This is a genomic window from Aurantimonas coralicida DSM 14790 (assembly GCF_000421645.1).
Taxonomy (GTDB): Bacteria; Pseudomonadota; Alphaproteobacteria; order Rhizobiales; family Rhizobiaceae; genus Aurantimonas; species Aurantimonas coralicida.
Genome location: NZ_ATXK01000001.1, coordinates 633,851 through 660,367 on the forward strand (window position 1 = coordinate 633,851; position 26,517 = coordinate 660,367).

Sequence of the window (26,517 nt, forward strand, 5' to 3'; positions counted from 1 at the left end):
TCTCGGCAGGCAAAGCGGCGGCGCGGCAAGTCTAGCCTTCGCCAACGCCCCATTGCCAGCACGGTTGCCGCAGCCGGGCCACCCGGAAACCCGGCGTCATGGCCGGGTGGCGAGCCAGATGACATGGCGCGCACCGCGCTTTGTCTGCCGGGCCCGCACCTTGACCTCCTCGACCGCAAAGCCCGTGCGCTGCAGCCGCGTGGTGAAGCTGCTGTCGGGTCCCGACGACCAGACGGCGAGAACGCCGCCCGGCCGCAGCGCCGCATAGGTCCGCGCCAGGCCCTTGGTGTCGTAGAGCCTGTCGTTCTCGCGGCGCGTCAGCCCTTCGGGGCCGTTGTCGACATCCAGGAGAATCGCGTCGAAGGCTTCCTTCTTCGCGGCGATCAGCTCGCCGATGTCGCCCTGCGAGATCGACACGCGCGGATCGTCGAGGCAACCGTCGAACAGATCGGCCATCGGCCCCCGCGCCCAGGTCACGATCGCCGGAACGAGTTCCGAGACGGTCAGGCGGACCTTCGGCCCGGCGACGGCGAGCGCGGCGCGCAGGGTAAAGCCCATGCCGAGCCCGCCGATCAGCACATGCGCCTCGGGCCGGTCGGCGATCCGCTCCTGCGTCAGCGTCGCCAGCGCCTCCTCCGACCCGCTGAGACGGCTGTTCATCAATTCGATGGTGCCGACCATGATCGAATATTCGGCGCCGCGGCGCGACAGCTTCAGCTGGCCGCCAGCCGGCACCTCGGCCGTATCGAGACGTTCCCAGGGGATCATGCGTCACTCATCGTTCGGGCGGTCAAAGGGCTGTTCGTGCACGCGCGCTAGCACAGCCCAGCCGGTTTGGCGAAGGCCGATCAGGTGCCGCAGAAGGTCTGCGTCACCCGTTCCTCGGCCCGTGGCGCCTCGGCATAGGCGGCATGCTCGGGCTGGTCCTCATAGGGATTGGCCAGCACTGCCAGCAATTCCTCGAAGGGCGCGTAGTCCTGCCGCTCGACCGCCGCGACGATCGCCGCCTCGACGCGATGATTGCGCGGGATGAAGGCCGGATTGACCCGCCGCATGGCAGCGGCCCGCTCGCCGGCCGGCCGGGTCTCTTCGGACAGTCGCGCACGCCAGCGCGTCGCCCATTCGTCATAGGCCGCCGGATCGTCGAAGAGCGCCCGAACGCCGGCATCCGTGTCCTCGCTGTCCGCCGCATTGCAGAGGCGGCGGAAGGTCAGCGTGTAGTCGGCGGTATTCGCGGCCATGCGCTCCAGCAGGTCCTGCGCCAGTTCCAGATCGCCCTCGCGCGCTTCGCCGAGGCCGAGCTTCGCCTGGAGCCCGCCGACATAGGCGGCGTTGAAGCGGTCCGAGAAGCCGGACAGCGCGTCGCGCGCCTTGGCGATCGCCGCCTCCTCATCCGTGTCGATCAGCGGCAGCAGCGTCTCGGCAAGCCGCGTCAGGTTCCACAGCGCGATGCTCGGCTGGTTGGCATAGGCATAGCGGCCCTGCCGGTCGATGGCGCTGAAGACCGTGCCGGGATGATAGGCGTCGAGGAAGGCGCAGGGACCGTAATCGATGGTCTCGCCGGAGATCGCCATGTTGTCGGTGTTCATCACGCCGTGGATGAAGCCGAGATTGAGCCAGCGCGCCACCAGTTCGGCCTGCCGGCCGGCCACGGCCGCGATCAGCGCCAGATACGGGTCCTCGGCCTCCGCTGCTTCCGGGTAGTGGCGGGCTATCGCATGGGCGCTCAATTCCCGCAGCGCCGCCTCGTCGCCGCGGGCGGCGAAATACTGGAAGGTGCCGACCCTTATGTGGCTCGACGCCACCCGCGTCAGGACCGCGCCGGGCAGCAGCGTTTCGCGAAACACGCTCTCGCCCGTGGTCACGGCGGCGAGCGCCCGCGTTGTGGGAACGCCCAGCGCCGCCATCGCCTCGCTGACGATATATTCCCGCATCACCGGGCCGAGCGCCGCGCGCCCGTCGCCGCCGCGCGAAAACGGCGTGCGCCCCGCGCCCTTCAGCTGCAGATCGCGCCGCCGACCGGCCGTGTCGACCACCTCGCCCAGAAGGATCGCCCGGCCGTCGCCGAGCTGCGGCACGAAATGCCCGAACTGGTGTCCGGCATAGGCCATGGCGATCGGCTCGGCGCCCTCGGGCAGCCGCTTGCCGGCCAGCATGTCGACGCCCTCGGGCGTTTCCAGCATGTCGGCATCGATGCCGAGTTCGGCGGCCAGTGCGCGATTGACCTTGATGAGCTGCGGCGCGTCCACGACGGCCGGTGCAACCTGCGCGTAGAAGTCGGCCGGCAGACGGGCGTAACTGTTGTCGAAGGGGATCTGGGCGTTCACGGGGCCGCTCCGTGGTCTGGGCGATCACGGCGTCCGGCGGCGGCTGCAGTCTCGTTGCAGCACGCGGCACCTGCGCCGGTCACAAGATGGCGGCGCGATGTCGTCAGGATCATGCGCGCGCGTTATCCCGGACATGGCGTCCGCCCGGCCCGATTTCCAGACATCGCGTGGCCGGGCACAGATGATGTCGGCCATCCCCCATGGCATTGCCGGGCGCCGGCACATGCCGGGCCCGGCCATGATCACTGCATCGGCTACATCGTGCCGTTGCGCTGCTGGATCATCATGAAAGTGTCGAAGGTATATTCGCTGAGCTGCGCCCAGAGAAAGGCGTCCTTCTTGAAGGCCAGCTGGTTCTCGTAAATCTCCTTGAACTTCGGATTCTCGGCGGAGATTTCCGCATAGGTCTCCTTGGCCGCATCATAGGCCGCCTGCAGAATCTCCTGGCTGAACGGCCGCAGCTGCGCGCCCTGCTGCACCAGGCTCTTGATCGCTGCCGGATTCTTGTGGTCGTAGGACGCCATCATGTCGCAATTGGCCGCCTGGCAGGCGGCGCGCACGATCTCCTGATAGTGCTTGGGCAGGCCGTTCCACTTTTCCAGATTGATCATGGTGTGCAGCGCCGGGCCGCCTTCCCACCAGCCAGGATAATAATAGAACGGCGCGACCTTCACGAAGCCGAGCTTCTCGTCGTCATAGGGGCCGATCCATTCGGCGGCGTCGATGACCCCCTTCTCCAGCGACGGGTAGATGTCGCCGGCGGCGATCTGCTGCGGCACCACGCCGAGCTTCTCGATGATCTTGCCGCCCATTCCGCCGATCCGCATCTTCATGCCCTTGAGATCGTCGAGGGTGTTGATCTCCTTGCGGTACCAGCCACCCATCTGGACGCCGGTATTGCCGCAGGGCAGACCATAGAGACCCTCGGTCTCGAAGAACTCGTTCATCAGCCGCGTGCCGTCGCCGTAATAGAGCCAGGCGTTGGTCTGGCGCGCGTTGAGGCCGAAGGGTACCGCGGTAGCGAGCGCATAGACCGGGTTCTTGCCCCAGTAATAATAGGACGCCGTGTGGCACATCTCGGTGGTGCCGGAGGCGGCGGCATCGGCGGCTTGCAGCCCCGGCACGATCTCGCCCGAGGCGAAGACCTGCACGTCGAACTTGCCGTCCGATGCGCCCTTGATGAAGGCGGCCATTGTCTCGGCGGCGCCATAGATCGTGTCGAGCGACTTGGGAAAGGACGAAGTGCACCGCCAGGTCAGCTGCGGGCTTTCCTGCGCGATGGCCGGCGCCGCGAGCGTCGAGGCCGCGGCCGCGCCAAGGCCGGCACCGCCCGCCTTCTTGATGAAAGAACGACGATCCATATCATACCCTCCACTTATTGTTCACATCGCAGAACAATTCTGCCGACCGGAAGTCACGGCGATCACTCCTCCCGATCGCACCCGACATTTACTGATTAGCTTACTGCGGAGATCAGCGAAAGCACCGCGCGCGAAAGCTCATTCCGGCCCCGCCTTCGCAGCGTCACCGCCTGCGGCAGCACGGCATTCGACATTCGGCGGCGGTCACCTTATCTGCCGGGAAACCCTGTCGCCGAAGGCCCCTTCATGACCGCCTCCCCCATCCTCGTCGCCGTGCCCGCCGACGTTCGCAGCTTCGAGAACTACGACTGGCACGCCACGCCCGACACCTATCTGAAGGCACTGACGCGGGTTGCCGGCGCCACTCCGGTGATCGTGCCGGCCCTGTCCGGCGAATTCGACGTCGACGCCCTTCTGGGCCGCGTCGACGGGCTGCTGATGACCGGCTCGGCCTCCAATGTGCACCCCGATCGCTACGGCGTTCCGCCGAGCCGGGCCCACGAGCCCTTCGACCCGGCCCGCGACCGGCTGACCGAGGCGATGATCCGGGGGGCATTGGCGGCCGGCGTGCCGATGCTGTGCGTCTGCCGCGGGCACCAGGAACTCAACGTCGCCCTGGGCGGAACGCTGGCGACCGAGATCCAGGAACTGGATGGCCGCATGGATCATCGGGCAACGCCCAACAAGGACCAGCGCGAGCGCTATGCCACGCGCCATGCCGTGGCGGTGACGCCGGGCGGCGTGCTCGCCGGGATCGTCGGCAGTAACGAGATCCGCGTGAACTCGCTGCACCGGCAGGCGATCGACCGGCTGGCCGACGGCCTCACCGTCGAAGCGAGCGCCCCGGATGGTACCGTCGAGGCCGTCTCGGTCGAGGGCGCGAAGGCTTTCGCCCTCGGTGTCCAGTGGCACCCCGAATACTGGGCGGAAACGGACGCTGCCTCCACAGCGATCTTCAAGGCCTTCGGCGATGCCTGCCGCGCCCATGCGGCGCGACGCGCCGACGCGCCGCGATGAGCGAGCTGACCGTCTGGTACGATGGCGGCTGCCCGCTCTGCCGCCGCGAGATCGCGATGATGCGGCGGCTCGACACCGCGCAGGCGATCGACTTCATCGATGTCGATGATGCGAGCGCCGATTGCCCGATCGACCGCGGCGACCTGCTGGCAAGGTTCCACGCCCGCGAGGACGGCACGCTTCTGTCGGGCGCCGCCGCCTTCGCGGCCATGTGGCGCGCCATCCCGCGCCTGCGGCCCTTGGGCCTCGCCGCCCGCAACGGCGCCGTCCTCTGGGTGCTCGAACGCGCCTACCGGCAGTTCCTGCGGATCAGGCCGCGGCTGCAGGGGCTGGCCCGGCGCGCGGACAGTTCCGCCCGCATCTAGGACGGCACCGGGTCAGCCGCAGATGTCCGCCTTGCAATCGCGGAATTCGGCGCGGGCATCCTTCTTGCAGTCGCGCCGGTCGCGGCCTGTGAATGTCTCCTGACACGCATCGATCGCATCCCGCTTCATCTCGCGGCATGTCTTCCGGCATTCGCGAGTCAGCCCTCGCGCGCACCGGCGAGCCTGCCTGTTGCAATACCGCCATTCCGACCGTGACGTTGAGTCTCCGATGCATTCCATCACGCTGGGGCACGTTTGCGCGAATGCAGGCATACTCGACTGCGGCAGGATGAACATAAAAGCCAATAACGAGGCAATAAAATAAGTCTTCATTGCGAATATTCCCAATATTGATTGCAATACGGGAACACAGAGAGCGCAACACCGGAACGTCAACTGTTGATCAGGACGTTTTCCCTTGGGTCATAAAAGGCGCATATCGGGTTGACTTCACCTGATGTGCGCCAGACAGCCCGCCGTCAGGTCTGCTGCACGGTGTTTCACCTGAAAGACCCGTCGGATCACACGGTCTGCAGCGCACCGCCGAGCAGGAGCAGGCCGACCAGCATCAGGAACAGCGCGCCGGCGATTTCCAGGCCGGCCCCGATCCAGCGTCCGCGGGCTCCATCGCCGCCGAAGCGCAGCGCCGTGCCCTTGGCGAAAACGGCGAGGGAGGCGATGGCGGAAACGGTGATCGCAGTGCCCAGCGCCATGGCGAACACCGAGAGAATGCCGCCGAGATACAAGCCGTTGACCAGCCCGAAGGTCAGAACGACGATCGCGCCCGAACAGGGTCGCAGCCCCACGGCGATCACCGCGGACAGGGCCGAGCCCAATGTCATCCGGTCGTTCAGCGCCTTCGGATCGGGCATGTGGGACCGCCCGCACCCGCAGAGTTCCGCATCGTCGGTACAGATCTCCGCGGCAAATCCCGACGAGGCCGGCTGCATCAGCGGCGCCGATCGGGTCCGCTCGGGGGCCGCGAAGGCGAGGCCTCCGACCGCCCCGCCGCTTCGCGAGGCGGCGAAACCTCCGGGCGATGCAAATGCAAGCGCGCCGCCCGTCGGCCGCATCCGCCGCGCCAGCCCGACGAGCTTGCGGATCAAAAGCCACGCACCGAAGCCGGCGATCAGGGCATAGGAGGCGATCTCCAGAAGATCGGTCGCGTCGGTCATCGACACTGCGGTGCCGCGCAGCAGGAACCAGCCGGCGCCCACGACGACGATCGCCGAAATCGCCTGCACCAGCGACGAGGCGAAGGAGAGGACGATCCCGCGGCGCAATTGCACCTCGTTGGCCAGCATGTAGGCCGAGATCACCGCCTTGCCGTGTCCCGGGCCCGCGGCATGGAAGACGCCGTAGACGAAGGACAACCCGACGAGGAACGGCAACGCCGCGCCATCGGTCTTCAGCGCCACCAGCGCATGGCGCAGCGAGGTGAAGAACTGGCGCTGATAGACGGCGATCTCGGTGAAGATCGCGCCGAAGAAGCCGCCGGATGGCTGCGCCGTCACTTCGGCGCTGCCGATGCCGAGCGACGATTTGGCCAGCGCCGGATCCACCGCCATCGCGGCGAGGAGCACGGCGCAGAGGACGATCAGCTCGCGGCCGCGCACGACACCTCCACCCGCGTCGCCAGCGCCTGCGAGTAATTGATGCCGTCCTCGGGAATGCTCTCGTCGGGCCCGAGGCTCGCGACCGATTCCATCCATTCCTTGGCGGCGGCATCCTGGTCCGGCACGACCAGCTGCTTGGCGCAGCTCTTCGGCATGTCGATCATCAGGAAGTCGTCGGCGCTGGTGAAATCGAAGGCGACGAAGAAGGTCTCGTCGAAATTCGACACGGTCAGCTTCGACTTGGAGAGATCGACGGTTTCGGCGGCCGGCATCTCGAAGAACATCAGCAGCTGACCGTTCTCCCAGAGGGTGCGGATCTCGTCCGGCGGCGACATCGCCACCTTCTTTCCGTCGGCCTCGACGAAGGTGTAGAAATCCCACTCCGCGATGGATTCCTTCACGGTGTCGCCCACCGCGACGAGCTCGCCATCCTCGAGCTGACCATTGGCGTTGGTGTCGAAATCCACCAGCACCGACGAGGAGAAGAGTTCGTCCATGCGCCAGATGTTGCGGATCGCCCCAAGGTGTCCGTCCGGCGTGCCGACGATCTCGACATTGGCCTCGGCGAAGACATGCGGATGGGCAACAGCAATCGTCGGCGTCAGTGACACCGCCATCACTGCCAGCGCAGCAGCCAAACCTCGGTCGATCATCGCCATCCCTCGTGAAGTCCCGCCAACCAGAACAGGACAAGCATGGCCGAAATTTGAACCGGGAGGCTTTCGCGAAGCCGAAGCCGTTAGCGCAGGACGAGGACCTGGGCGCCGACATGCACCCGTTCGAACAAATCCTTCACGTCGGCATTGCGCATCCGGAAGCAGCCGGACGAGGCGGCGCTGCCGATCGAGTTCGGCGAATTGGTGCCATGGATGCGGTAGGCACCCCAGCCCAGATTGATCGCGCGCTCGCCCAGCGGGTTCTTCGGACCCGGCCCGATCGACTGCGGCAGCCGCGGGTTGCGCGCCCGCATCGAGGGCGTCGGCGTCCAGGTCGGATGCTCGCGCTTCTTCGACACCCAGCTCTTGCCGAACCATTGCTCGCTCGGCTTGCCGACGGCGATGTCGTAGACCAGCGCCCGGCCGCCTCCGGTCACCAGGTAGAGCTTGCGCTCCCCGGTCTTGACGATGATCGTGCCGGAATCGTGCTCGGCCGCGAAACTGATCTCGCGTGCCGCGCCGCCTGCAAGGCTGTAGGCGGGCGACGACGCGGTGGTGAGGACGACGGCCGCGAAGGCCGCGAGAAGGGCGCGGTTTTGCATGCCGCCAGACTAGGCCGACATCGCTGAATCTTCGGTAAAGGCCGCGGTGCTAGAGCCCCCTTGGGAATGGCCTCTCAACTGTCCGCCGTCAGGTCCGGTCGTCGCAGCTGAGGCCCTGCAGGCGCCGGGAATCGCACTTCTTGAACCAGTTGGCGAGGTAGTCGACGAACAGGCGGACGCGGGCCGGCAGATGCCGGCGATGCGGGAACACGGCATAGATGCCGGCCTCGCTCGGCATGTAGTCGTCGAGCACCGTCACCAGCCGGCCGCTTTCCAGATCGCGCCGGACGACGAAGGTCGGGCTGAGCGCCAGGCCGAGCCCGGCAATCGCCGCAGCCCGCACGGTCACCGGGCTGTTCGCGGTGAACTGGCCCGACACCGTCACCGGGATGGTTTCCTTGGTCTGCGGATCGCGGAAGACCCAGTTGGAGAACATCCGCGAATTGGAATCGATGACCGCCGGATAGCCGGCGATCTGCGAAGGGTGATTCGGCCGCCCGAGACGCTGCAGCAGTTCCGGGCTCGCCACGATGGCGAAGTCGAGCGAGGCCAGGCGGCGGGCGATCATCGCGGAATCGGCCAGGCGCGTCATGCGGATGGCGACGTCGAACCCTTCCTCCACCAGATTGACGAAGCTGTCGTCCAGGTGGATGTCGAGCCCGATATCGGGATGATCCTTGGCGAAGTCGACGAGGCTGAGGCCGAGCTCGGCGTCGCCGAAGGTGCGGGCCGCCGAGACCCGGATCGTCCCCTTGGCCTCGCCGGTCGCCTCGCGGGCCTCCTCGTTGAGGCTTTCCAGATCCGACAGGATCGCCGAGGCGCGCGACAGATAGACTTCGCCGGCGGCGGTCAGCGCGATCTGCCGCGTCGTGCGGTTGATCAGGAGCGCGCCGAGTTCGTCCTCCAGCTCACGGACATATTTCGACAGCAGCGCCTTGGATCGCCCGGTCTTGCGGGCCGCCGCCGAGAACCCCTCGTTCTCCACGACCGAGATGAAGGCGCGCATCCGCGTCAGAGTATCCATGGTGCACCTTCTGAAGGCTTGGCATCGCTGCTGCCGATCGGCGGCCGGCCCCCTTCCTTGATCGGACCGGACCAAAAATCAACTCCGGGAACTTTTTCCACTTGCATATGACGAATCCCGGGCATAGGTCTCGCCTTGCCCCAAGTCGCACGTGCCTGTGGGCGTCCCCCGGTCCTCGAATGCGAGGGTTGCCGGGACGGTACCTGGATCTGACGATCCAGTCGGTTTCGCTGCTGGCGAAATCGTGGACGCCTTGAAGCAACGACGGTCCGGGCCTTTCTGGTCTCTCCTGGTCTCCACCGCCGGGAAAACTGAAGAGGCACACCATCATTGCCTGAAGTGCGGCGGGTCCAAGCCCTCCAATCCATGGCAGACTTTACCCGGCAACGGCGCGTAGCGCTTGCAGCCGGTCATCGTCGCGTCTCGCAAGGGACCGCTGCGGCAGCCTTTCGGCGGCCATCGCGGGCCTGTGCGTGCGCACACCATCGATTGCCCGGTCCGTGACGGCCGGGACCATGGGAGAGACCCAATGGCCACGCAGCGCATCCTCGACTTCCTCGCCACCCGACGTCCGGACGGCCCCTGCCTCATCGTCGACCTCGACATCGTCGAGGACAATTTCAACGCCTTCCGCAAGGCGCTGCCGGACTCCGCGATCTTCTACGCCGTCAAGGCGAACCCGGCCCCCGAAGTGCTGAAGCTGCTCGCCGGTCTCGGCTCGAACTTCGACTGCGCGTCGGTGGCCGAGGTCGAGATGGCGCTGAACGCCGGCGCCACGCCGCGCCGCATCTCCTACGGCAACACCATCAAGAAGGAGCGCGACATCGCCCGCGCCCATCAGCTCGGTGTGTCGCTCTTCGCCGTCGATTGCGTCGAGGAAGTCGAGAAGGTCGCCCGTGCAGCGCCCGGCGCCCGCGTCTTTTGCCGCGTCCTGACCGATGGCGAGGGCGCCGAATGGCCGCTGTCGCGCAAGTTCGGCTGCGTTCCGGCCATGGCAATCGACGTGCTGGTCCACGCCAACGCCCTCGGCCTCGTCGCCACCGGCGTGTCCTTCCATGTTGGCTCGCAGCAGACCGACACTGGTGCCTGGGATGCGGCGATCGCCGATGCGCGCTTCGTCTTCGAGGCGCTGGCCGAGAAGGGCATCGTCCTGACCCTGGTCAACATGGGCGGCGGCTTTCCGACCCGCTATCTCAAGGACGTCCCGGCAGCCGCCGAATACGGCCGCGCGATCTTCGCCAGCCTGCGCAAGCATTTCGGCAACCGCCTGCCCGAGACGATCATCGAGCCGGGCCGCGGCATGGTCGGCGACGCCGGCGTGGTCAAGGCCGAGGTCGTGCTCGTGTCGAAGAAGTCCGACACCGACGCCAATCGCTGGGTCTATCTCGACATCGGCAAGTTCGGCGGCCTCGCCGAGACCATGGACGAGGCCATCCGCTACCCGATCGTCACCCGGCATGACGGCGGCGACACGGAGCCCTGCGTGATCGCCGGCCCGACCTGCGATTCGGCCGACGTCCTCTACGAGAAGACCCCCTACCCGCTGCCGCTCGCTCTGACGGTCGGGGACGAGGTGCTGATCGAGGGCACCGGCGCCTACACGACGACCTACGCCTCGGTCGCCTTCAACGGCTTCGAGCCGTTGCGGTCCTACGTGATCTGAGCGCCGCGATGATGCTCTCGACCCGACGACGGAGCCTGGAACTCCGAAGCTGACCCGGCGCTGCGGCGCCGGGGTTTCAACCCGCGTCGCCCGATCTCCGGCTCCGCTCCTGTTCGCCTCCTTCCATGTCGTGGGGGTCTTCATGTCCGCTTTTCCGCACGCCGCTGCCTTCGAGAATGCCGCCCGGCTGTTCGCCATCGGCGCCGAACAGCCCCACCAGATCGACGCGCGCGAGGCGCTTCTCGATCGGGCCATGGGTCCGGGTCGCACGCGCAAATCCTCGGAAGCGATCCGCCAGGGTCGCCTGCCGGCCGAAGGCCTCGCCTTCAGCGCCACCGCCGCGGACGGCGCGCTGATGGGCACGGTGCGCCTGTGGAACATCGAGGCCGGTGCCCGCGACGGCAGTCCCGTTCCGGCGCTCCTGCTCGGGCCGCTGGCGGTCGATCCCCAGCTGGCCGGAACCGGCATCGGGGCGGCGCTGATGCGCCACGCGATCGCCGAGGCGGCACGGCGCGGCCACGCCGCGATCCTCTTGGTCGGCGATCCGGAATATTACGCGCGTTTCGGCTTTTGCGCCGACGCCACCGCGACACTGGCCATGCCCGGCCCCTTCGAGCCGCGGCGTCTTCTGGCGCTCGAACTTGCGCAGGGGCATCTGCATGGTGCGTCCGGCATCGTCGCCCCGTCCGGTCGCCCGGCACTGCCGGCGCGCGCGAGCGGCCGGACGCCTCTTGCCGACGTGGCCTGAGGCCGCGCAGGCTTCCATCGCCTGAGCGAATTGTCGTTTGAAATGAGGCCTTTGCGTTCACGAGTTGCTTGTCCGACTATTGCGGAAATGCGATACGACAGAACGTAAGCGAAACAGATGGCGTTTCGGAGGGGCACCTTCCCTCGCGCCGGTTTCCGGTGCGCAGATTGGGCGGCATGGCGTTCGCAGATGAAGACCGGGTGGCCGCCCTCCTGGCCGAGAACGAAGCGCTGCGTCGCAGGCTCGACGAGCGCGAGTCCGGCGTCCAGCCGGAGCTCGATAGCGCCCGCGACGAGATCGCCGCGCTCAAGCGCACCCTGCATGGCACCGAATCCCGCTACCGCCTGATCGTCGAAAGCGCCGTCGATCACGCCATCATCGTCGCCGACCTCGATGGCGTGATCTCCACCTGGAACGACGCCGCGCAGCGGGTCCTCGGCTGGACCGAGGCTGACATGATCGGCCAGCCCATCGCCAGGATCTTCACGCCGGAAGACATCGAGGCCGGGGTCCCCGCCAAGGAAATGCGGCTGTCGCTGGAGCGCGGAAAGGCCCAGGACAATCGCTGGCATCTGCGTTCGGACGGAGGACGCTTCTTCGCCAGCGGCGAAATGATGCCGCTACTGGGCGATGACGACGCGCCGGCCGGCTTCCTCAAGATCCTGCGCGACAAGACCCGCGAAGTCGCCGAACGCGAGGAGCTGGAAGCCAGCCGCGAACGGCTGCGGCTCGCCCTGGAAGCCTCGGATCTCGTCGGCACCTGGGACTGGGACATCCCCGGCGACATCGTCTATGCCGATGCGCGCTTCACGCGGCTGTTCGGCCTCGACCCCGAACAGGGCGAAAGAGGGCTGCAGGTCCAGGACTTCATCGCCGGCATCCATCCCGAGGACCGCGAGCGGGTCGCAGCGGCGATCACCGTTGCAGTCGAGGAATGCGGCAGCTTCGCCCAAGAATACCGGACCGTCGATCTGAACGGTGACAGCCACTGGATCTTCGCCCGGGGGCGCTGCTTCGCCGACGCGCAGGGCCGCGCGGTCCGCCTGCCCGGAGCGATCGTCGACCGCACCGTCGAGCGCACACGCGAAATCCGCCAGGCCGCGCTCCTGCGACTGAGCGACGAGCTCACCCGCAGCGAGGGCGCCGGCAGCGCCACGCTGAAGGCCTTGCAGATCCTTGGCGAGACGCTCGGCGCGTGCCGGGTCGGCTATGCCACGGTCGATCCGCAGGACATGTCCGCCCGCATTCTCGGCGAGTGGACAGACCGGCGCACGCCGCCCCTGTCCGGGCGCTATCCGCTGGCCCATTACGGCCAGCAATTCCTCGACGAGCTGCATTCCGGCATCGTCGTCATCGAGGACACCGCCGACTATTCGCCGATCCCGGAACAGGCGGCAGCCTGGGCCGCCATCCAGGTGCGCTCGCTGGTCAACATTGCGGTCATCGAGAACCAGACGGTCAAGGTTCTGCTCTATCTGCACTCCGACACGCCGCGCCGCTGGGTCGAGGAAGAGATCGCCTTCATCCGGGAGGTTCTCAACCGGGCCTGGGCCTTCAGCCAGCGCCGGCGCGCCGAGCAGACGCTGATCGAGACCGAGACGCGGCTGCGGCTCGCACAGGAAGCGGCGCAGATCGGCACCTTCGACTTCGACGCCCGCACCGGCGCGCTGGTCTGGGACAACCGGTGCCGGGCGATCTTCGGCCTGTCGCCCGACGTGCCGGTGACCTACGAGACCAGCTTCCTGGAGGGGCTGCATCCCGAGGATCGCGCGCGCATTGCGGCCACCGTCGAACGGGTCCTCGACCCGGCCTCGAACGGCATCTTCGACGTCCTCTATCGCACGATCGGCCACGAGGACGGCGTCGTCCGTCACGTCAAGGCGAACGGCCAGACCATCGTCGAGAACGGAGCGACCACGCGCTTCGTCGGCGCCGTGCGCGACGTGACCGACGAGAAGGAAGCCGAGGAACGCCAGCTCCTTTTGACCCGGGAATTACAGCACCGTGTCAAGAACACCCTCGCCATGGTCAATGCGCTGGCCAACCAGACCCTGCGCCGCGCGGCGAATGTCCAGGACGGGCTGGCCGCCTTCTCGGCGCGGCTCATTGCCCTCGGCCATGCCCACGACATCCTGACCCAGACCAGCTGGACCTCGGCCCCGATCGCCGCCATCGTCGACAATTCGCTCAAGACCCATTCGGCCGACGACAACACCCGCATCGTCGCGTCCGGCCCCGATCTTCGGCTGACCGCACGCCAGAGCCTTGCCTTGGCGCTGGGTCTGCACGAGCTGGCGACCAATGCGATCAAATACGGCTCGCTGTCCAACGATACCGGGCGTGTGGCGATCGAATGGGAGCTGGCGCACCAGGCAGGACAGAAGCACCTCAGCTTCGTCTGGCGCGAGATGGACGGTCCTGTCGTCGAAAAGCCGGCCACCCGGGGCTTCGGTTCGCGGCTGATCGAACAGGCCATGGCCGCCGAGTTCGGCGGCGAGGTGACCATCGACTACAAGCCTGACGGTCTCGTCTGCACCATCTCTGCCGACATCAGCAGCGACATGGCCGAGGCCGACAGCCCCAACCTCATCTGACGGCGGGCGGCGGACGCAAGGCCGCGCCGCCGCTCCCGCCGATAGGTGAACTGCGTCCGGGATCAGCCGGCGATGTCGATGATTCCGGCTTCGCCGCCCTCGCTGCCGAAGGCCAGCCGCTCGCCCTTCGCGTCCCATGCCAGGGTCCGCACCGGGCTGGCGCCGCCACGGCGCAGCAGCGCTTCCTTGGCGTCGGCGAAACGCACCGCCAGCACCATGCCGTCGCCATAGCCGATCGCCATCATGTCCTCGGCCGGGTGACAGGCAACGGCGGTGACCATCGTGTCGCCGCGGGTGCCGAGTTCGAGCGGCGCCTTGCCCATGGGCCCGTCCTTGCCGGAGAACGGCCACAGGATCGCCGCCGGTGCGCCGGAGGTGGCCAGGAACTTGCCCTTGGCCGACCAGGACCAGTCCTTCACCTTGGAAGGATAGCCGGTCATCCGCATGTGCTTGCCGTCCTCGATCCGCCAGCCATGCAGGGCATTCTCCTGCATGGTGGTGACGAGGAAGCGTCCGTCCGGCGAGAAGTCGACGCCCAGATGGGCGCCCTTCCACTCCAGCGTGGCCGGTGCCGCACCGGTGGCGGGAAAGAACATCGAGGCGCCATCATAATGGGCGGTCGCCGCGCGCACCCCCTTGGGGGCGAAGGCGATGTCCTCGACGGTACGCTCGTGGCGGATTTCCTTCAGCTCGCCGGCGCCGAGCCGCACATAGGCGGTCTTGCCGGACGCGAAACCGACCGTGTTCTTCGGCCCGCCGGCCACCGCGTCGATCCATTTGCGACCGATGGAGGCGAGTTCCTCGACCGCGCCGTCGGCGGCGATGGCAAGCACCCGCCCATCCTCGCCGCCGGTCAGAAGACGCGGCGCATAGCGATCGAGCCGCGCGGTCAGGAGGCCGCCGGCATGGGCTTCCACCGTCCGGTCGCCGCCAGCCGGAAACCGCACCGTACCATCGGCGACCGCGAAGACCGCCTGGTCCTTCAGAAAGACCGCGGTCTCGACGAAGTCGCCGAAATCATAGGACGCGATGGACGGCATCAGGCATCGGCCCGCTGGCGGGCGGAACAGGCTTCGAACTCCGCCGACAATTCGTCGGCGTCGAGATTGCGGCCGATAAACACCAGCCGGCTCTCGCGCTTTTCGTCGTCGCGCCAAGGGCGCTGGTGGTCGCCCTCGACGATCATGTGGACGCCCTGCACGACATAGCGCTCCGGATCGTCCTCGAAGGCGATGATGCCCTTCAGCCGGAGGATGTTCGGACCCTGCTCCTGGGTGAGCGCCTGGATCCAGGGGAAGAACTTCTTCGGATCGAGCGTCGCGCCGCGCAGCGACACCGACGTCACGGTCACATCGTGCAGCTCGGCGACCTTGCCATGGTGATGATGGCCGTGATCGTGGCCCGCATGGTCGTGACCGGAATGATCATGCCCGTCGCCGTGGTGATGATGATGCCCGTGATCGTGATCATGGCCGCAATCCGGCCCGCAGGTCTCGTCGTGGACGTGTTCCGCTTCCGTCAGGAACTCCGGATCGGCGTCGAGCACGCGCTTTAGATCGAACGCCCCCTGCCCAAGGACACGCTTCAGATCGATGCCGGCGCGCTCGGTCCGGTGGATGACGGCGTAGGGGTTGATCGCCCGTACGGTCGCCTCGACCGCGGCCAGTTCGTCTGGGGTCACGAGATCGGTCTTGTTGAGCAGCACCACGTCGGCGAAGGCGATCTGGTCCTCGGCCTCGCGCGAATCCTTCAGCCGCAGCGGCAGGTGCTTGGCGTCGACCAGCGCGATCACCGCATCGAGCTGGGTCTTGGAGCGCACGTCCTCGTCCATGAAGAAGGTCTGCGCCACCGGCACCGGATCGGCGAGCCCCGTGGTCTCGACGATGATCGCGTCGAAGCGGCCCTTGCGCCGGGTCAGCCCTTCCACCACCCGCACGAGATCGCCGCGCACCGTGCAGCACACGCAGCCATTGTTCATCTCGTAGATTTCCTCGTCGGATTCGACGATCAGATCGTTGTCGATGCCGATCTCGCCGAATTCGTTGACGATGACGGCATAGCGCTTGCCGTGGTCTTCCGAGAGGATGCGGTTGAGGAGCGTCGTCTTGCCGGAGCCGAGATAGCCGGTGAGGACGGTCACGGGAATCTGGTCGGGCGTCACGCTGGGCGTATCGGACATGGAAGCTCTCCGTCTTGGGTCGGGCACGATATAGGCGCCACGCGGCGAGAATGCACGGGGGTGGTGAACGCCCGAAAGCAACTCCCCGCCGGCGGCGAAAATCAGACGAGCCGCGCCGTATCGAAGGCGAGGACATCGTCGAGAAGCGCGGTGAAGGCGTCGGCCTGATGCGCGGCGATGGCGGCGCCGATCTCGGCCGTCGCCAGACGGGCATCGCCGACGACGCCGGCCGGGTTGAGATCCTGGGCCATCCAGCCAAAGCCGATCCGGCCATGGGCCCTCAGATGGGCCGCCGAGCCGCCGAGCTCGTCCTGCAGCGAATCGAAAGCCGCGATCGCCTGCCGCCGGACCATGTCGGGGCGCAGATGCAGCATCAGCGCGGTCTCGACCGCACCGCCATGGATGCCCGAGGCGATCTCTTCCGGCGGCAGAAGGCCGTCGGGGTAGCCGAAGCGCAGCCAGGAGCAGGTCGCGACCAGAAGCCCGTGGCGACGGCGCAGTTCGAGGGCCGCCGTGTCCATCACCGGCGTGTTTCCGCCATGAGCGTTGACGATCACCAGCCGCCGGAACCCCGCGGCGGCCAGGCTCGCCCCGACGTCGATCAGCGCCGACGTCGCAGTCTGCCATTCATGACTGAGCGTGCCGGGAAAGGCCGCATGTTCGCAGGATTTGCCGATCCGCAATGTCGGCAGGAAGGTCACCGGCCGGTCTTCCGGCAGGCGCGCGATGACCGCCTCGACCATCGCATCGGCCAGCATCGCGTCGGTTCCGAGCGGCAGATGCGGCCCGTGCTGCTCGATGGCCGCGATCGGGACCACGGCGACGGCACCGGCCAGACCGGCGCCTTCGGCGCTCATCTCCGTCGTTGTCATCTCCTCGTAGCGACGCCGCATCATTCCTCCGCAAGGGTCGACAAGCCACCGCGCAGCGGCCAACAAGGTGGACAACATAGCGGGGCTTCGTCATTTTTGCCCCCGTGAAATCGGATCGGGGTTCCATGGCCAGCAAGAAAACCGGGAAGCGCTCCGTGACGACGCAGTTGAGCTTGGCGGCGCGCGGCGCCCGCACGGCCCTGTCCCAGCGCCTGGCGCTGCTCGACGTCTATCCCGGCCAGGATGCGGTCCTGCTGGCGATCGGCGAGGAAGACGGGATTTCCCTGCGCGATCTGGCCGAACGCCTGTCCGTACGCCCGCCGACGATCACCAAGACCGTGACCCGGCTGGCGGCGCAGGGCCTCGTCGAAAAGCGCCTCTCCAACAGCGACGGAAGGCAGAATCACGCCCACCTGACCGAACGCGGTGCGGCGCTCGTCGATGCGGTGGGCAAGTCCCGCAAGCGGGTCGAGCGTGATGCGCTGAAGGGATTTTCCAACAAGGAGCGCAAGACCCTGCGCAAGCTCCTCGAACGCGTCACCGCCAATCTCGGCAATGCCGCCCCGGCGCCTGCCGGCTCCAGCTCCACCGCCGAGGACGATGACTGACGCAACCATTCCGTCCTGCAACGACATCTGCGGGCTTTGCGTGGCGGCCAGTCTGGGCCATAGATCGACTGGGCGTCGGGAGGAGCCCGCGTAAGTGGCGCAAAAGGTCAAACTTTCGACGATTGCCGATTCGCTGGGCCTGTCGACGGCGACAGTCTCGCTGGCGCTGCGCGACAGTCCGCTGGTGGCCGAGGTCACCCGCGAACGGATCAAATGCGCGGCCCGCGAACTCGGCTACATCTACAATCGCCGCGCCGCCTCGCTGCGCACCTCGCGCTCGGGCATCGTCGGTGTCTGCGTCCACGACATCATGAACCCGTTCTTCGGCGAGATCCTGAAATCCGTCGAGAACGAGTTGGACCGGCAGCGCCAGACCTTCATCCTGTGCAATCACCATGACGACCTCGCCAAGCAGCGCTCCTTCGTCGACACGCTGCTGCAGCTGGGCGCCGACGGGCTGATCCTGTCGCCGGCGATCGGCACACCGGCCAGCGACATCCGCCTTCCCGAGGAGAATGACCTGCCGGTCACGCTGATCGCCCGCACCGTCGAGGGCTCGGGCGTCCTCGGCTTTCGCGGCGACGATTCCTACGGCATGGGGCTGGCGGTCGATCATCTGGTCGCCCTCGGCCATCGCCGCATCGCCATGATCGGCGGCACGGCGCTGACCTCGACCGGCCGCGATCGCGAGGCCGGATATCTGGCCGCGCTGGAGCGCGCCGGCATCGAATTTCGCCCCGAATGGCGGATCGAGGGACCGCGCAACCGTCATTCCGGCTTCGACGCGGCCGCGACATTTCTTCAGATCGAGAACCGCCCGACGGCCGCGGCCTGTTTCTCCGACCTCGTCGCCCTCGGCTTCATGTACGGCCTGTCGCGGGCCGGACTGCGTCCCGGCGTCGATATCGCGGTCACCGGCTATGACGACATCGACGAGGCGGCGATCGCCACCCCGCCGCTATGCACCGTGTCGAATGGCCAGAGCGAGGTCGGCCGCCGCGCCGCCGAAGCGCTGCTGGCTCGCCTGGCCGGCCAGCCCGCCGCCGACGAGACCATCCTCATTACCCCCGAGCTCCGTGTTCGCCAGTCCAGCGACTACAGCTGGCCCGACTGAGCCTGTCCGGGTTTCACCACACGAACGACAACACGCAGAAGAGGAAGCCTACATGTCAGACCTGTCCGCCGTTACCATCCTGGTCCCCGGCAAGATGAACCCCGATACGCTGGATACCCTGAAGGCGACGTTCGACGTGGAGCATCTCGCCGGCCGCAAGCTGGAGGATCTGTCGGAGGAGCGCCGTCAGGCGATCCGCGGCATCGCTCAGATGGGCCAGGTGCCCGCCGCGATGATCGACGCGCTTCCGAATCTCGAGCTGATCGCCAATTTCGGCGTCGGCTATGACGGCGTCGACACGGCCCATGCCACAAAGAAGGGCGTCGTCGTCACCAACACGCCGGAGGTCCTCACCGAGGAGGTTGCCGACATCACCCTCGCCCTCGTCCTGATGACGACGCGCGAACTCGGCGCCGCCGAACGGCACCTGCGCGAGGGCAAGTGGGAGAGCGAGGGCCCGTACCCGCTGACCCAGACGACCCTGCGCGGGCGCACGGCCGGCATCATGGGCCTCGGCCGCATCGGCCTTGCCATTGCCCGCCGTCTGGAAGGCTTCGACGTCAAGATCGAATACCACAACCGGTCGAAGCGCGACGACGTGGCCTATCCTTATCACGCCGACCTCCTGAGCCTGGCGAAGTCCGTCGACACGCTGATCGTGGCAGCCCCGGGCGGCGCGTCGACAGAGAAGGCGGTCAATGCCGAGGTCCTGAAGGCGCTCGGCTCCGACGGTATCCTGGTCAATATCGGCCGCGGCACCACCGTGGACGAGCCGGCGCTGATCGAGGCGCTGGAGAACGGCACGATCCGCGCCGCCGGCCTCGACGTCTTCGAGAAGGAGCCGCATGTGCCCGAGCGGCTGAAGGCGCTGCCGAACACCGTGCTCCTGCCGCATGTCGGCTCGGCCTCGCGCCACACCCGCGCCGAGATGGGCAAGCTGGTCGTCGGCAATCTGGTCGAATGGTTCTCGGGCCGCGCGCCGGTAACCCCGGTCTCCGAATCGGTCGAGGCCGGCATCGCCCGCAAGGGCTGAGCCATGCGGCACCGCACCCGTCGAAGGGTGCGGTGCCGAACCAGACCTGAACACATTCCTAAATTCGAGGGTGGTCATCAACCTTCGCTTAAGGTTGTTCGCATCATAATGGGTCCTGACGAAGAAAAGGGCCCTCCATGAACTTCGCCGCAACCGCTCTTGGCGCCGGAATTGCCGCCGCCGTAGTCATCGCGCATCTGCAGGGTGCCCTGACGCCTGCGTCCGACGCCTTCACCGGAGCGACGGTCATCGACGCACGGCTCGATCCCATGACCACGGCCTCCATCGCGCCTGCCGCCAGCGACACGTCGCGTCCGGCCGCGATCCGGCTGATCGACCTGCGGAGCGGCGTGACCTGCAAGATGGCGACGCCCGAGAGCGCGGCACGGCATTTCGCGCCGGCGCCGATCGGCCCCGACTGCGCCGGCTCGCCCGATCTGCAGAATGTCGCCCTCTGGCGCTCCAGCAGCGACGGCTCGCTGGAACTGGCCGACAGCGATGGCCAGACGATTCTCCGCTTCATGCCCGGCGATGGCGTTCTCTACGAATCCATCTATCCGTCCGAGGCGATGGTGACGATCGTCCGTTCGCGCGGCTGACCGGAACGCGCCTTTCGCGCATTCCCGTCCATTTCGCTCCTGCTGAGCTCGCCCCGACTGGCGGGGCGCGCGCAGACGCACACGCACTAGAGCAGGCCGGCGACAGTTTTTGCTGCAATGCAGCATCGGGCCATTGAACCGGCCTGACCACCCTTCCATTTACCGCTCTGGCGAATGGTGATGTGAAGCACGATCCATTGGCCGCAGGAGGCCGGCGCGTGGGACGATCGAAGGATCGTCCGCCCCGTCCCTTCACGAAGCCACGCACCATCCGTGAGGCCTGGGGTCTCGATGGTGACGCGGCGCGGCAGCAAAGGATCGAGCCCATGCATATTCCCTCCCCGTCCGACATGGCGGAAGTCACGCGCCTGACCCGCAGCGGCCGCCTGCGCGAGGCGATGGCGCTGCTGCGCAAGGGCCAGGCGCCTGCATCCGACGCTGCGCACACGCCGGAGGCTTCGAATAGCGACACCGCCATGCCCGATCCCGGCGAAGTCGCCCGGTCCATGATGGGTGCGATGTTCGGCAACGCGCCGGATGCCGCGGCGTCGCCTACGGCCGCACCGGCACAGTCGCGTTTCCGCAGGGCCAGGGCCAAGCCTGCCCAGGACGATCCGCGCTTCCGCACGCGCCGCTACAGCGCCGTCGCCGGCAGCCGCGACTACAAGCTCTATGTCCCGGCCAGTCTTCCCACGGGCCCGGTGCCGCTGGTCGTGATGCTGCATGGCTGCACCCAGTCGCCGGACGATTTCGCCGCCGGGACCCGCATGAACGAACTGGCCGAAGAACAGGGCTTCCTCGTCGCCTATCCGGCCCAGTCCAAGGCGGCGAACGTCAAGAAGTGCTGGAACTGGTTCTCCGCTGCCGACCAGATGCGCGAACAGGGCGAACCGTCGCTCATCGCCGGCATCACCCGGGAGATCATGGCCGAGCATGCGGTGGATCCGGACCGGGTCTATGTGGCCGGCCTTTCCGCCGGCGGCGCTGCCGCGGCGATCATGGGCGCGGTCTATCCCGAACTCTACGCGGCCGTCGGCGTCCATTCGGGGCTGCCACGCGGCGCGGCTCGCGACATGGCCTCGGCCTTCGCCGCCATGCAGGGCGCGAATGTCGCGACGGTTCCGGTCTCCGGACAGGTGGTCCGCACCATCGTCTTCCATGGCGATGGCGACAAGACCGTGCATCCCGCCAATGCCGAGAGTGTCATCACGCAGGCCAGCGCTGGAAACCGCTTTACCGTCACAAACGAGGACGGCCGGGCCGCAGGCGATGTCGCCTGGCAGCGCACCCTCCATACCGACGCCGATGGTCGCGCCGTGCTGGAAAACTGGACGATCAGGGGCGCGGGCCATGCCTGGTCCGGCGGCAGTTCGGCCGGAACCTACACCGACCCGAACGGCCCCGATGCCAGCCGCGAAATGCTGCGGTTCTTCTTCGCCCGGACGGACTGATCAGCGATCTGCGACAACGGCACGGCGCATGTCTTCGAGACTGCGCCGTTGCCGTCCTGCAGCGTCGAAATTCTCCGGCGCCAGCCAGGCCTCGAAACCGGCGCGCAGCGCCGGCCATTCGCCGTCGAGGATCGAGAACCACGCGGTATCGCGGTTGCGTCCCTTGACGATCATGTGCTGGCGAAAGAGCCCCTCATGGGTGAAGCCGAGCCGCAGCGCGGCGCGCTTGGACGGCGCGTTGCCATCGTCGCATTTCCATTCGAAGCGCCGGTAGCCGAGTTCATCGAAAACCCGGCCCATCAAAAGGAAGAACGCTTCCGTCGCTGCGACCGTGCGCTTCAGCGACGGCGCCAGGCAGATATGGCCGATCTCGATCACGCCGTTCGGCCGGTCCATCCGCATCAGTGCGGCGACGCCCTCCGCCCTGCCGCTCGTCGCCGGCACTAGCGCATGGAACAGCATCTCCCCGGACAGATAGGTGCGGTTTGCCCATTCCGAGAACGCCGCCGCATTCGTGAAGGGCCCGTAGGGCAGGTAATCGTAGAGGGTTTCGTTGCCCGGTTGGCCGTAGGCGGCGAAGAGTTCGCCGAACCGACGGTCGTCGGTGATCGGCTCGACGGTCACCGATCGCCCGACCAGCGGCGTCGTTCCGGGCGCCGCCCGGCTCCCGTAGCTTGAAAGCGCACTCACCGGGCGGTCTCCTGATGGCTGCGCTCGCGGATGAACAGCAGCGTGCGGTCGCGGATCGTCTCGTCGTTCAGCGGCAGGGCCGTGGCAAAGGACGTGATCGCCCCGATATGATCGACGCCCGGATAGATGATCTCGGTGGCATCACCGCCCTGTGCGCGCACCTTGGTGGCCAGCGAGCGGGTGTTCTGCGGATTGACCGTGGTGTCGTCCTCGCCGGCGATCAGCAGCATCGGCGGCTCGTCACCATCGACGAAGTTCACCGGCTGGCTGGCCGAGCGGGTCTCCTGCGGGAAGATCTGCTTGTAGCGATCCTCGGTCAGCGGCAGGAAGTCGTAGGGTCCGGCAAGGCCGATGAAGCCGGCGAGCGTCTCGATCTCGGTGCCCTCGCGTGCCAGCCAGTCGCCATTGGTCGCCAGCAGGCCGGCGATCTCCGCTCCCGCCGAATGCCCCATCAGGAAGACCGGGTGCGCCCCGCCCGGCATGCCGTAGGCCCCGCCGCGCACCGTGGCGATCGCCCGCGCCGTGGCCTCGGCGGCGTCCTCGACGAAGCCGGGAAAGCGGACCTCGGGATAGAGCCTGTAGTCGGGGATCGCGACGATGATGCCGGCGCTGGCCAGCGACTGACCGACGAAGAGATAGGTCTCCTTGTCGCCCGAATCCCAGCTGCCGCCATAGAGGAAGACGACGAGCGGCGTCGTCTCGGTGACGGTCGCGGGAATGTAGAGGTCGTAGCGGCCGCGCTCGCCGCTGCCATAGGGAATGTCGCTGACGACGCCGTAGCCGTCGCCGCTGGTCGCCGCGTTGAGAACGGCCGCACACCCGGACAGGGCCAGCCCAACCGCAAGCGACAGAAGAATCGCGGCGCGCCGCGGCCAGCGAGACGGCAATGCACGAAGGAACAGGTCAGCTCTCATGACGCCGTGATGTAGCGCCGCGCCCGACCGCAGCAATCCTGCCATCGGGTTGAATTGATTGAACTTCCTTAATTCTCGGCAAGATGGGTGCCGATCCGCTCCAAGGACGCTGCGGCTTCGTTCAGCGTTTCCACGAAACGCGCCCGTTCGGCCTTCAGGCTATCCTCGTTCTCGCCCGACTGCGCCGCGTTCGCGGCAATACCGGATTCCAGCTCGGCGATCCGCCGCCTTGCTTCCGCCAGTTCGTCCATCGCCATGATCGCGGCCATGACGGTCAGCCGCAGATCGCCGATCTGTCCGAAACTGTCGCGCAGTCCGGCAATCTTGCGGTCCACCTCCTTCGCCAGCTCGGTCAGATGGGCTTCCTCGCCATCACCGCAGGCCATGCGATAGGTCTTGTCGTCGATGGTCACGACCACCTGGGGCATGCGACGCTCTCCCGCTTAAGCCGATTTGTGCCGGTCGAGGACGGAGCGCACGCGCTCCATCGCATCGACCAGACGCCGCGAGACGTCCCGGTTGGCGCGGTCCAGCCGTTCGCCACGCGCCAGCGCCGTGTCCAGCTCCTTCGCCAGCCGGCCCCGGTCGGCGGTCATGCGCTGGATCTCGACCTCGGCGTCGCGCACCGCGGCCTCCCGCTCACGGCGCAGCTCGACCAGATCGTCCAGACGTTGGATCGCGGTTCGAAGGCGCTGTTGCGCCGCCTCGAAACCCTCCTCGGCCGACATGGCTCCATCTCCCCTCGCGACCGGACAGGCCGGTCCCCAAACGCATTTCCATCATGTTCCGCCGTCCCTTGCCGGCGAATGTCCATGTGGAGCACTAAACCATTGCCGCCAAAAGTGCAGGCGATTTTCGGGCGGTGCAATCTCTTCGTCCCGCGCTTTCGCAGCCACCCGCCTGGCGAATGGCATCACCCGACCGGCGCGGCTGCGGCGCGATCTGCGACTTTGCCTTTGTTGACAGCACGATGCCCGTATGATGTTTGCCGCCGGTCTCGGCACCGCCGGAACGCCCAGCTTCCAAGCGCTACCGGAGCAGAACATGACGTCACCCGACACGCACCGCGACATGGCGAATGCCATCCGCTTCCTGTCGGCCGACGCCGTGGAAGCGGCGAATTCCGGCCATCCCGGCCTGCCCATGGGCGCGGCCGACATCGCCACCGTCCTGTTCTCGCGATTCCTGACCTTCGATCCGCGCGCCCCCCACTGGGCCGACCGCGACCGCTTCGTCTTCTCGGCCGGCCACGGCTCGATGCTGCTCTACAGCCTGCTCTATCTGCTCGGCTATGACGGCGTCGGCATCGACGATCTCAAGGCCTTCCGCCAGCTCGGCTCGAAGACCGCCGGCCATCCCGAATACAAGCATTGCGAGGGCATCGAGACGACCACCGGCCCGCTCGGCCAGGGTCTCGGCAACGCCGTCGGCATGGCGCTTGCCGAGCGGATCATGAACGCCCGCTTCGGCGATGCGATCGTCGACCACCGCACCTATGTGCTCGCCGGCGACGGCTGCCTGATGGAGGGCCTCAGCCAGGAATCCATTGCGCTTGCCGGCCATCTGCGCCTGTCGAAGCTGATCGTCCTGTGGGACGACAACGGCATCACCATCGATGGCGACGTCGCCCTGTCGGATTCCACCGACCAGATGGCCCGCTTTGCCGCCTGCAACTGGAACACCCTGCGCTGCGACGGCCACGACCCGGAAGCCATTGCCGAGGCGATCACCGCCGCGCAAGGCAGCGACCGCCCGACCCTGATCGCCTGCAAGACCACCATCGGCCATGGTGCGCCCACCAAGGCCGGCAGTGCCAAGGCCCATGGCGCGCCGCTCGGCGCCGATGAGATCGCCCAGATGCGCGAGGCGCTCGGCTGGGAGCACGCGCCGTTCGAGATTCCCGCGGCGATCCTCGATCGCTGGCGCCTCGCCGGCCTGCGCTCGTCGACCCACCGAAAGGAATGGGAGCGTCGCTTCGCCGAGATCGACGCCGAGACCCGCGGCGAGTTCGAGCGCCGGGTCCGCGGCGACCTGCCCAGCGGCTTTACCCAGGCGCTGCAGCGCTGCAAGCGACGCTTCAACGAGGAGCGGCCGGAGATCGCCACCCGCAAGGCGTCGGAACTGGCGCTCGAGGTTCTCAACGCCGTCGTCGTCGAGACCATCGGCGGCTCGGCCGATCTCACCGGGTCCAACAACACCCGCACCAGCCAGACCGAAGCGATCGTGCCCGGCGACTATGCCGGCCGCTACGTCCATTACGGCATCCGCGAACACGGCATGGCCGCCGCGATGAACGGCCTCGCCCTGCATGGCGGCATCATTCCCTATGGCGGCACCTTCCTCGTCTTCTCCGACTATGCCCGCGGCGCCATGCGCCTGTCGGCCCTGATGGGCCTGCGGGTCGTCTATGTGCTGACCCATGATTCCATCGGGCTCGGCGAGGACGGCCCCACCCACCAGCCGGTCGAGCATCTGGCCTCGCTGCGCGCCATGCCGAACATGCAGGTGTTCCGCCCGGCCGACGCGGTGGAAACGCTGGAATGCTGGCAGCTCGCGCTGGAATCGCGCGATGCGCCGTCGGTGCTCGCCCTCAGCCGCCAGAACCTGCCGACCCTCCGGCTCGACCAGCACGACGAGAACAAGAGCGCCCGCGGCGCCTACGAGATCAGCTCGACCTCGGGCGACGCCGAGGTCACGATCTATGCCACCGGCTCGGAGGTCCAGATCGCGCTGGCCGCCAGCACCATCCTGGAAGCAGACGGCATCCCCACCCGCGTCGTCTCCGTGCCCTGCTTCGAGCTGTTCGACAGGCAGAGCCCGGAATATCGCAGCGCCATGCTCGACAATGGCGGCCTGAAGGTCGCCATCGAGGCCGGCGTGCGGCAGGGCTGGGATCATTTCGTCGGCCGCAACGGCATCTTCATCGGCATGGACGGCTTCGGCGCCTCGGGCCCCGCGTCCGAACTCTACGAGCATTTCGGCATCACCACCGAGGCGGTGGTCGCGGCCGTGCGTGCGCGCCTGGCCCCGGAGCCCGAGGAAAGCTGACGCTTTCCGTCATCACGGAAAGTCATCCGGACCATA

At 67.3% G+C, this 26,517-nt stretch carries 25 protein-coding genes; 11 read left to right on the plus strand and 14 right to left on the minus strand.

Features of this window, described 5'->3' with window-relative positions:
• Positions 1-96 precede the first annotated feature (96 nt).
• From H536_RS0102995 to H536_RS0103005, 3 genes are all read right to left on the minus strand, one after another.
• Positions 97-768, minus strand: a complete 672-nt coding sequence (locus tag H536_RS0102995; protein WP_024349050.1) for a spermidine synthase — start codon at positions 766-768, stop codon at positions 97-99.
• An 80-nt stretch (positions 769-848) separates the two neighbouring features.
• Positions 849-2,327: a protein adenylyltransferase SelO gene (locus H536_RS0103000; protein WP_024349051.1), complete on the minus strand. Its 1,479-nt coding sequence runs from the start codon at positions 2,325-2,327 to the stop codon at positions 849-851.
• 254 nt (positions 2,328-2,581) lie between these two features.
• Complete coding sequence (locus tag H536_RS0103005; RefSeq protein WP_024349052.1) at positions 2,582-3,688, minus strand: TRAP transporter substrate-binding protein; 1,107 nt, start codon at positions 3,686-3,688, stop codon at positions 2,582-2,584.
• Between the two features lie 246 nt (positions 3,689-3,934).
• Between H536_RS0103005 and H536_RS0103010 the strand changes: the two genes are divergently transcribed.
• Positions 3,935-4,705 carry a gamma-glutamyl-gamma-aminobutyrate hydrolase family protein gene (locus H536_RS0103010; RefSeq protein WP_024349053.1) on the plus strand — a complete coding sequence of 257 codons (771 nt, stop codon included), beginning with the start codon at positions 3,935-3,937 and terminating at the stop codon, positions 4,703-4,705.
• Positions 4,702-5,070, plus strand: a complete 369-nt coding sequence (locus tag H536_RS0103015) for a thiol-disulfide oxidoreductase DCC family protein (protein WP_024349054.1) — start codon at positions 4,702-4,704, stop codon at positions 5,068-5,070. Before H536_RS0103010 ends, H536_RS0103015 begins: the two co-directional genes overlap by 4 nt.
• 521 nt (positions 5,071-5,591) lie before the next feature.
• On the opposite strand, the gene H536_RS0103025 is transcribed toward H536_RS0103015, so the two are convergent.
• The 4 genes from H536_RS0103025 to H536_RS0103040 all read right to left on the minus strand — a co-directional run bounded on the left by H536_RS0103025 (position 5,592) and on the right by H536_RS0103040 (position 8,968).
• On the minus strand, positions 5,592-6,638 hold the full coding sequence (locus H536_RS0103025) for a nickel/cobalt transporter (RefSeq protein ID WP_051141507.1): 1,047 nt from the start codon (positions 6,636-6,638) through the stop codon (positions 5,592-5,594).
• A gap of 29 nt (positions 6,639-6,667) precedes the next feature.
• On the minus strand, positions 6,668-7,339 hold the full coding sequence (locus H536_RS0103030) for a DUF1007 family protein (RefSeq protein ID WP_024349056.1): 672 nt from the start codon (positions 7,337-7,339) through the stop codon (positions 6,668-6,670).
• An 86-nt stretch (positions 7,340-7,425) separates the two neighbouring features.
• A complete protein-coding gene (locus H536_RS0103035; RefSeq protein ID WP_024349057.1) occupies positions 7,426-7,944 on the minus strand; it encodes a L,D-transpeptidase in 519 nt (172 codons plus the stop codon).
• 88 nt (positions 7,945-8,032) lie between these two features.
• Positions 8,033-8,968 carry a LysR family transcriptional regulator gene (locus H536_RS0103040; protein ID WP_024349058.1) on the minus strand — a complete coding sequence of 312 codons (936 nt, stop codon included), beginning with the start codon at positions 8,966-8,968 and terminating at the stop codon, positions 8,033-8,035.
• Between the two features lie 529 nt (positions 8,969-9,497).
• On the opposite strand from H536_RS0103040, the gene H536_RS0103050 reads away from it, so the two are divergent.
• The 3 genes from H536_RS0103050 to H536_RS0103060 all read left to right on the plus strand — a co-directional run bounded on the left by H536_RS0103050 (position 9,498) and on the right by H536_RS0103060 (position 13,973).
• Entirely contained in the window at positions 9,498-10,631 is a 1,134-nt protein-coding gene (locus H536_RS0103050) for a type III PLP-dependent enzyme (protein ID WP_024349059.1), read from the plus strand.
• Positions 10,632-10,773: 142 nt separating this feature from the next.
• Positions 10,774-11,379 (plus strand): GNAT family N-acetyltransferase, encoded by a 606-nt coding sequence (locus tag H536_RS0103055; RefSeq protein ID WP_035694537.1) that lies wholly within the window; start codon positions 10,774-10,776, stop codon positions 11,377-11,379.
• Positions 11,380-11,555: 176 nt separating this feature from the next.
• Positions 11,556-13,973 (plus strand): PAS domain-containing sensor histidine kinase, encoded by a 2,418-nt coding sequence (locus H536_RS0103060; RefSeq protein WP_024349061.1) that lies wholly within the window; start codon positions 11,556-11,558, stop codon positions 13,971-13,973.
• A gap of 62 nt (positions 13,974-14,035) precedes the next feature.
• On the opposite strand, the gene H536_RS0103065 is transcribed toward H536_RS0103060, so the two are convergent.
• The 3 genes from H536_RS0103065 to H536_RS0103075 form a co-directional block, all read right to left on the minus strand.
• Entirely contained in the window at positions 14,036-15,013 is a 978-nt protein-coding gene (locus tag H536_RS0103065; RefSeq protein ID WP_024349062.1) for a WD40 repeat domain-containing protein, read from the minus strand.
• Positions 15,013-16,152 carry a CobW family GTP-binding protein gene (locus tag H536_RS0103070; RefSeq protein WP_024349063.1) on the minus strand — a complete coding sequence of 380 codons (1,140 nt, stop codon included), beginning with the start codon at positions 16,150-16,152 and terminating at the stop codon, positions 15,013-15,015. The genes H536_RS0103065 and H536_RS0103070 overlap by 1 nt, the downstream gene beginning before the upstream one ends.
• A 101-nt stretch (positions 16,153-16,253) precedes the next feature.
• Positions 16,254-17,102: a creatininase family protein gene (locus H536_RS0103075; protein ID WP_192844220.1), complete on the minus strand. Its 849-nt coding sequence runs from the start codon at positions 17,100-17,102 to the stop codon at positions 16,254-16,256.
• Between the two features lie 47 nt (positions 17,103-17,149).
• Between H536_RS0103075 and H536_RS0103080 the strand changes: the two genes are divergently transcribed.
• From H536_RS0103080 to H536_RS0103100, 5 genes are all read left to right on the plus strand, one after another.
• Positions 17,150-17,632 carry a MarR family winged helix-turn-helix transcriptional regulator gene (locus H536_RS0103080; RefSeq protein WP_024349065.1) on the plus strand — a complete coding sequence of 161 codons (483 nt, stop codon included), beginning with the start codon at positions 17,150-17,152 and terminating at the stop codon, positions 17,630-17,632.
• A 94-nt stretch (positions 17,633-17,726) separates the two neighbouring features.
• Entirely contained in the window at positions 17,727-18,746 is a 1,020-nt protein-coding gene (locus tag H536_RS0103085; protein ID WP_024349066.1) for a LacI family DNA-binding transcriptional regulator, read from the plus strand.
• Between the two features lie 52 nt (positions 18,747-18,798).
• Positions 18,799-19,779 (plus strand): 2-hydroxyacid dehydrogenase, encoded by a 981-nt coding sequence (locus H536_RS0103090; protein WP_024349067.1) that lies wholly within the window; start codon positions 18,799-18,801, stop codon positions 19,777-19,779.
• A 137-nt stretch (positions 19,780-19,916) separates the two neighbouring features.
• Complete coding sequence (locus tag H536_RS0103095) at positions 19,917-20,378, plus strand: hypothetical protein (RefSeq protein ID WP_024349068.1); 462 nt, start codon at positions 19,917-19,919, stop codon at positions 20,376-20,378.
• 326 nt (positions 20,379-20,704) lie between these two features.
• A complete protein-coding gene (locus H536_RS0103100; RefSeq protein ID WP_024349069.1) occupies positions 20,705-21,829 on the plus strand; it encodes an extracellular catalytic domain type 1 short-chain-length polyhydroxyalkanoate depolymerase in 1,125 nt (374 codons plus the stop codon).
• Here the strand turns inward: H536_RS0103100 and H536_RS0103105 are convergent, their stop codons facing one another.
• From H536_RS0103105 to H536_RS0103120, 4 genes are all read right to left on the minus strand, one after another.
• A complete protein-coding gene (locus tag H536_RS0103105) occupies positions 21,830-22,519 on the minus strand; it encodes a GNAT family N-acetyltransferase (RefSeq protein WP_024349070.1) in 690 nt (229 codons plus the stop codon).
• Positions 22,516-23,433, minus strand: a complete 918-nt coding sequence (locus H536_RS0103110) for an alpha/beta hydrolase (RefSeq protein ID WP_244495396.1) — start codon at positions 23,431-23,433, stop codon at positions 22,516-22,518. Before H536_RS0103110 ends, H536_RS0103105 begins: the two co-directional genes overlap by 4 nt.
• Positions 23,434-23,501: 68 nt before the next feature.
• Positions 23,502-23,861, minus strand: coding sequence for a cell division protein ZapA (locus H536_RS0103115; RefSeq protein ID WP_024349072.1), 360 nt, complete (start codon positions 23,859-23,861; stop codon positions 23,502-23,504).
• Between the two features lie 15 nt (positions 23,862-23,876).
• Complete coding sequence (locus H536_RS0103120) at positions 23,877-24,161, minus strand: DUF4164 domain-containing protein (protein ID WP_024349073.1); 285 nt, start codon at positions 24,159-24,161, stop codon at positions 23,877-23,879.
• Positions 24,162-24,477: 316 nt separating this feature from the next.
• On the opposite strand from H536_RS0103120, the gene tkt reads away from it, so the two are divergent.
• Positions 24,478-26,481: a transketolase gene (tkt, locus tag H536_RS0103125; RefSeq protein WP_024349074.1), complete on the plus strand. Its 2,004-nt coding sequence runs from the start codon at positions 24,478-24,480 to the stop codon at positions 26,479-26,481.
• The last annotated feature ends 36 nt before the right edge of the window (positions 26,482-26,517 follow it).

What these genes read in the sequence shown, in the direction of transcription:
- H536_RS0103115 (WP_024349072.1), bottom strand. Translation starts at nt 23,861, where the DNA reads ATGCCCCAGGTGGTCGTGACCATCGACGACAAGACCTATCGCATGGCC.
- H536_RS0103010 (WP_024349053.1), top strand. Translation starts at nt 3,935, where the DNA reads ATGACCGCCTCCCCCATCCTCGTCGCCGTGCCCGCCGACGTTCGCAGC.
- H536_RS0103030 (WP_024349056.1), bottom strand. Translation starts at nt 7,339, where the DNA reads ATGATCGACCGAGGTTTGGCTGCTGCGCTGGCAGTGATGGCGGTGTCA.
- tkt (WP_024349074.1), top strand. Translation starts at nt 24,478, where the DNA reads ATGACGTCACCCGACACGCACCGCGACATGGCGAATGCCATCCGCTTC.
- H536_RS0103100 (WP_024349069.1), top strand. Translation starts at nt 20,705, where the DNA reads ATGCATATTCCCTCCCCGTCCGACATGGCGGAAGTCACGCGCCTGACC.
- H536_RS0103090 (WP_024349067.1), top strand. Translation starts at nt 18,799, where the DNA reads ATGTCAGACCTGTCCGCCGTTACCATCCTGGTCCCCGGCAAGATGAAC.
- H536_RS0103070 (WP_024349063.1), bottom strand. Translation starts at nt 16,152, where the DNA reads ATGTCCGATACGCCCAGCGTGACGCCCGACCAGATTCCCGTGACCGTC.
- H536_RS0103055 (WP_035694537.1), top strand. Translation starts at nt 10,774, where the DNA reads ATGTCCGCTTTTCCGCACGCCGCTGCCTTCGAGAATGCCGCCCGGCTG.
- H536_RS0103035 (WP_024349057.1), bottom strand. Translation starts at nt 7,944, where the DNA reads ATGCAAAACCGCGCCCTTCTCGCGGCCTTCGCGGCCGTCGTCCTCACC.
- H536_RS0103005 (WP_024349052.1), bottom strand. Translation starts at nt 3,688, where the DNA reads ATGGATCGTCGTTCTTTCATCAAGAAGGCGGGCGGTGCCGGCCTTGGC.
- H536_RS0103015 (WP_024349054.1), top strand. Translation starts at nt 4,702, where the DNA reads ATGAGCGAGCTGACCGTCTGGTACGATGGCGGCTGCCCGCTCTGCCGC.
- H536_RS0103040 (WP_024349058.1), bottom strand. Translation starts at nt 8,968, where the DNA reads ATGGATACTCTGACGCGGATGCGCGCCTTCATCTCGGTCGTGGAGAAC.
- H536_RS0103065 (WP_024349062.1), bottom strand. Translation starts at nt 15,013, where the DNA reads ATGCCGTCCATCGCGTCCTATGATTTCGGCGACTTCGTCGAGACCGCG.
- H536_RS0103050 (WP_024349059.1), top strand. Translation starts at nt 9,498, where the DNA reads ATGGCCACGCAGCGCATCCTCGACTTCCTCGCCACCCGACGTCCGGAC.
- H536_RS0103120 (WP_024349073.1), bottom strand. Translation starts at nt 24,161, where the DNA reads ATGTCGGCCGAGGAGGGTTTCGAGGCGGCGCAACAGCGCCTTCGAACC.
- H536_RS0103080 (WP_024349065.1), top strand. Translation starts at nt 17,150, where the DNA reads ATGGCCAGCAAGAAAACCGGGAAGCGCTCCGTGACGACGCAGTTGAGC.
- H536_RS0103110 (WP_244495396.1), bottom strand. Translation starts at nt 23,433, where the DNA reads ATGAGAGCTGACCTGTTCCTTCGTGCATTGCCGTCTCGCTGGCCGCGG.
- H536_RS0103025 (WP_051141507.1), bottom strand. Translation starts at nt 6,638, where the DNA reads ATGGCGGTGGATCCGGCGCTGGCCAAATCGTCGCTCGGCATCGGCAGC.
- H536_RS0103095 (WP_024349068.1), top strand. Translation starts at nt 19,917, where the DNA reads ATGAACTTCGCCGCAACCGCTCTTGGCGCCGGAATTGCCGCCGCCGTA.
- H536_RS0103060 (WP_024349061.1), top strand. Translation starts at nt 11,556, where the DNA reads ATGGCGTTCGCAGATGAAGACCGGGTGGCCGCCCTCCTGGCCGAGAAC.
- H536_RS0103075 (WP_192844220.1), bottom strand. Translation starts at nt 17,102, where the DNA reads ATGTTGTCCACCTTGTTGGCCGCTGCGCGGTGGCTTGTCGACCCTTGC.
- H536_RS0102995 (WP_024349050.1), bottom strand. Translation starts at nt 768, where the DNA reads ATGATCCCCTGGGAACGTCTCGATACGGCCGAGGTGCCGGCTGGCGGC.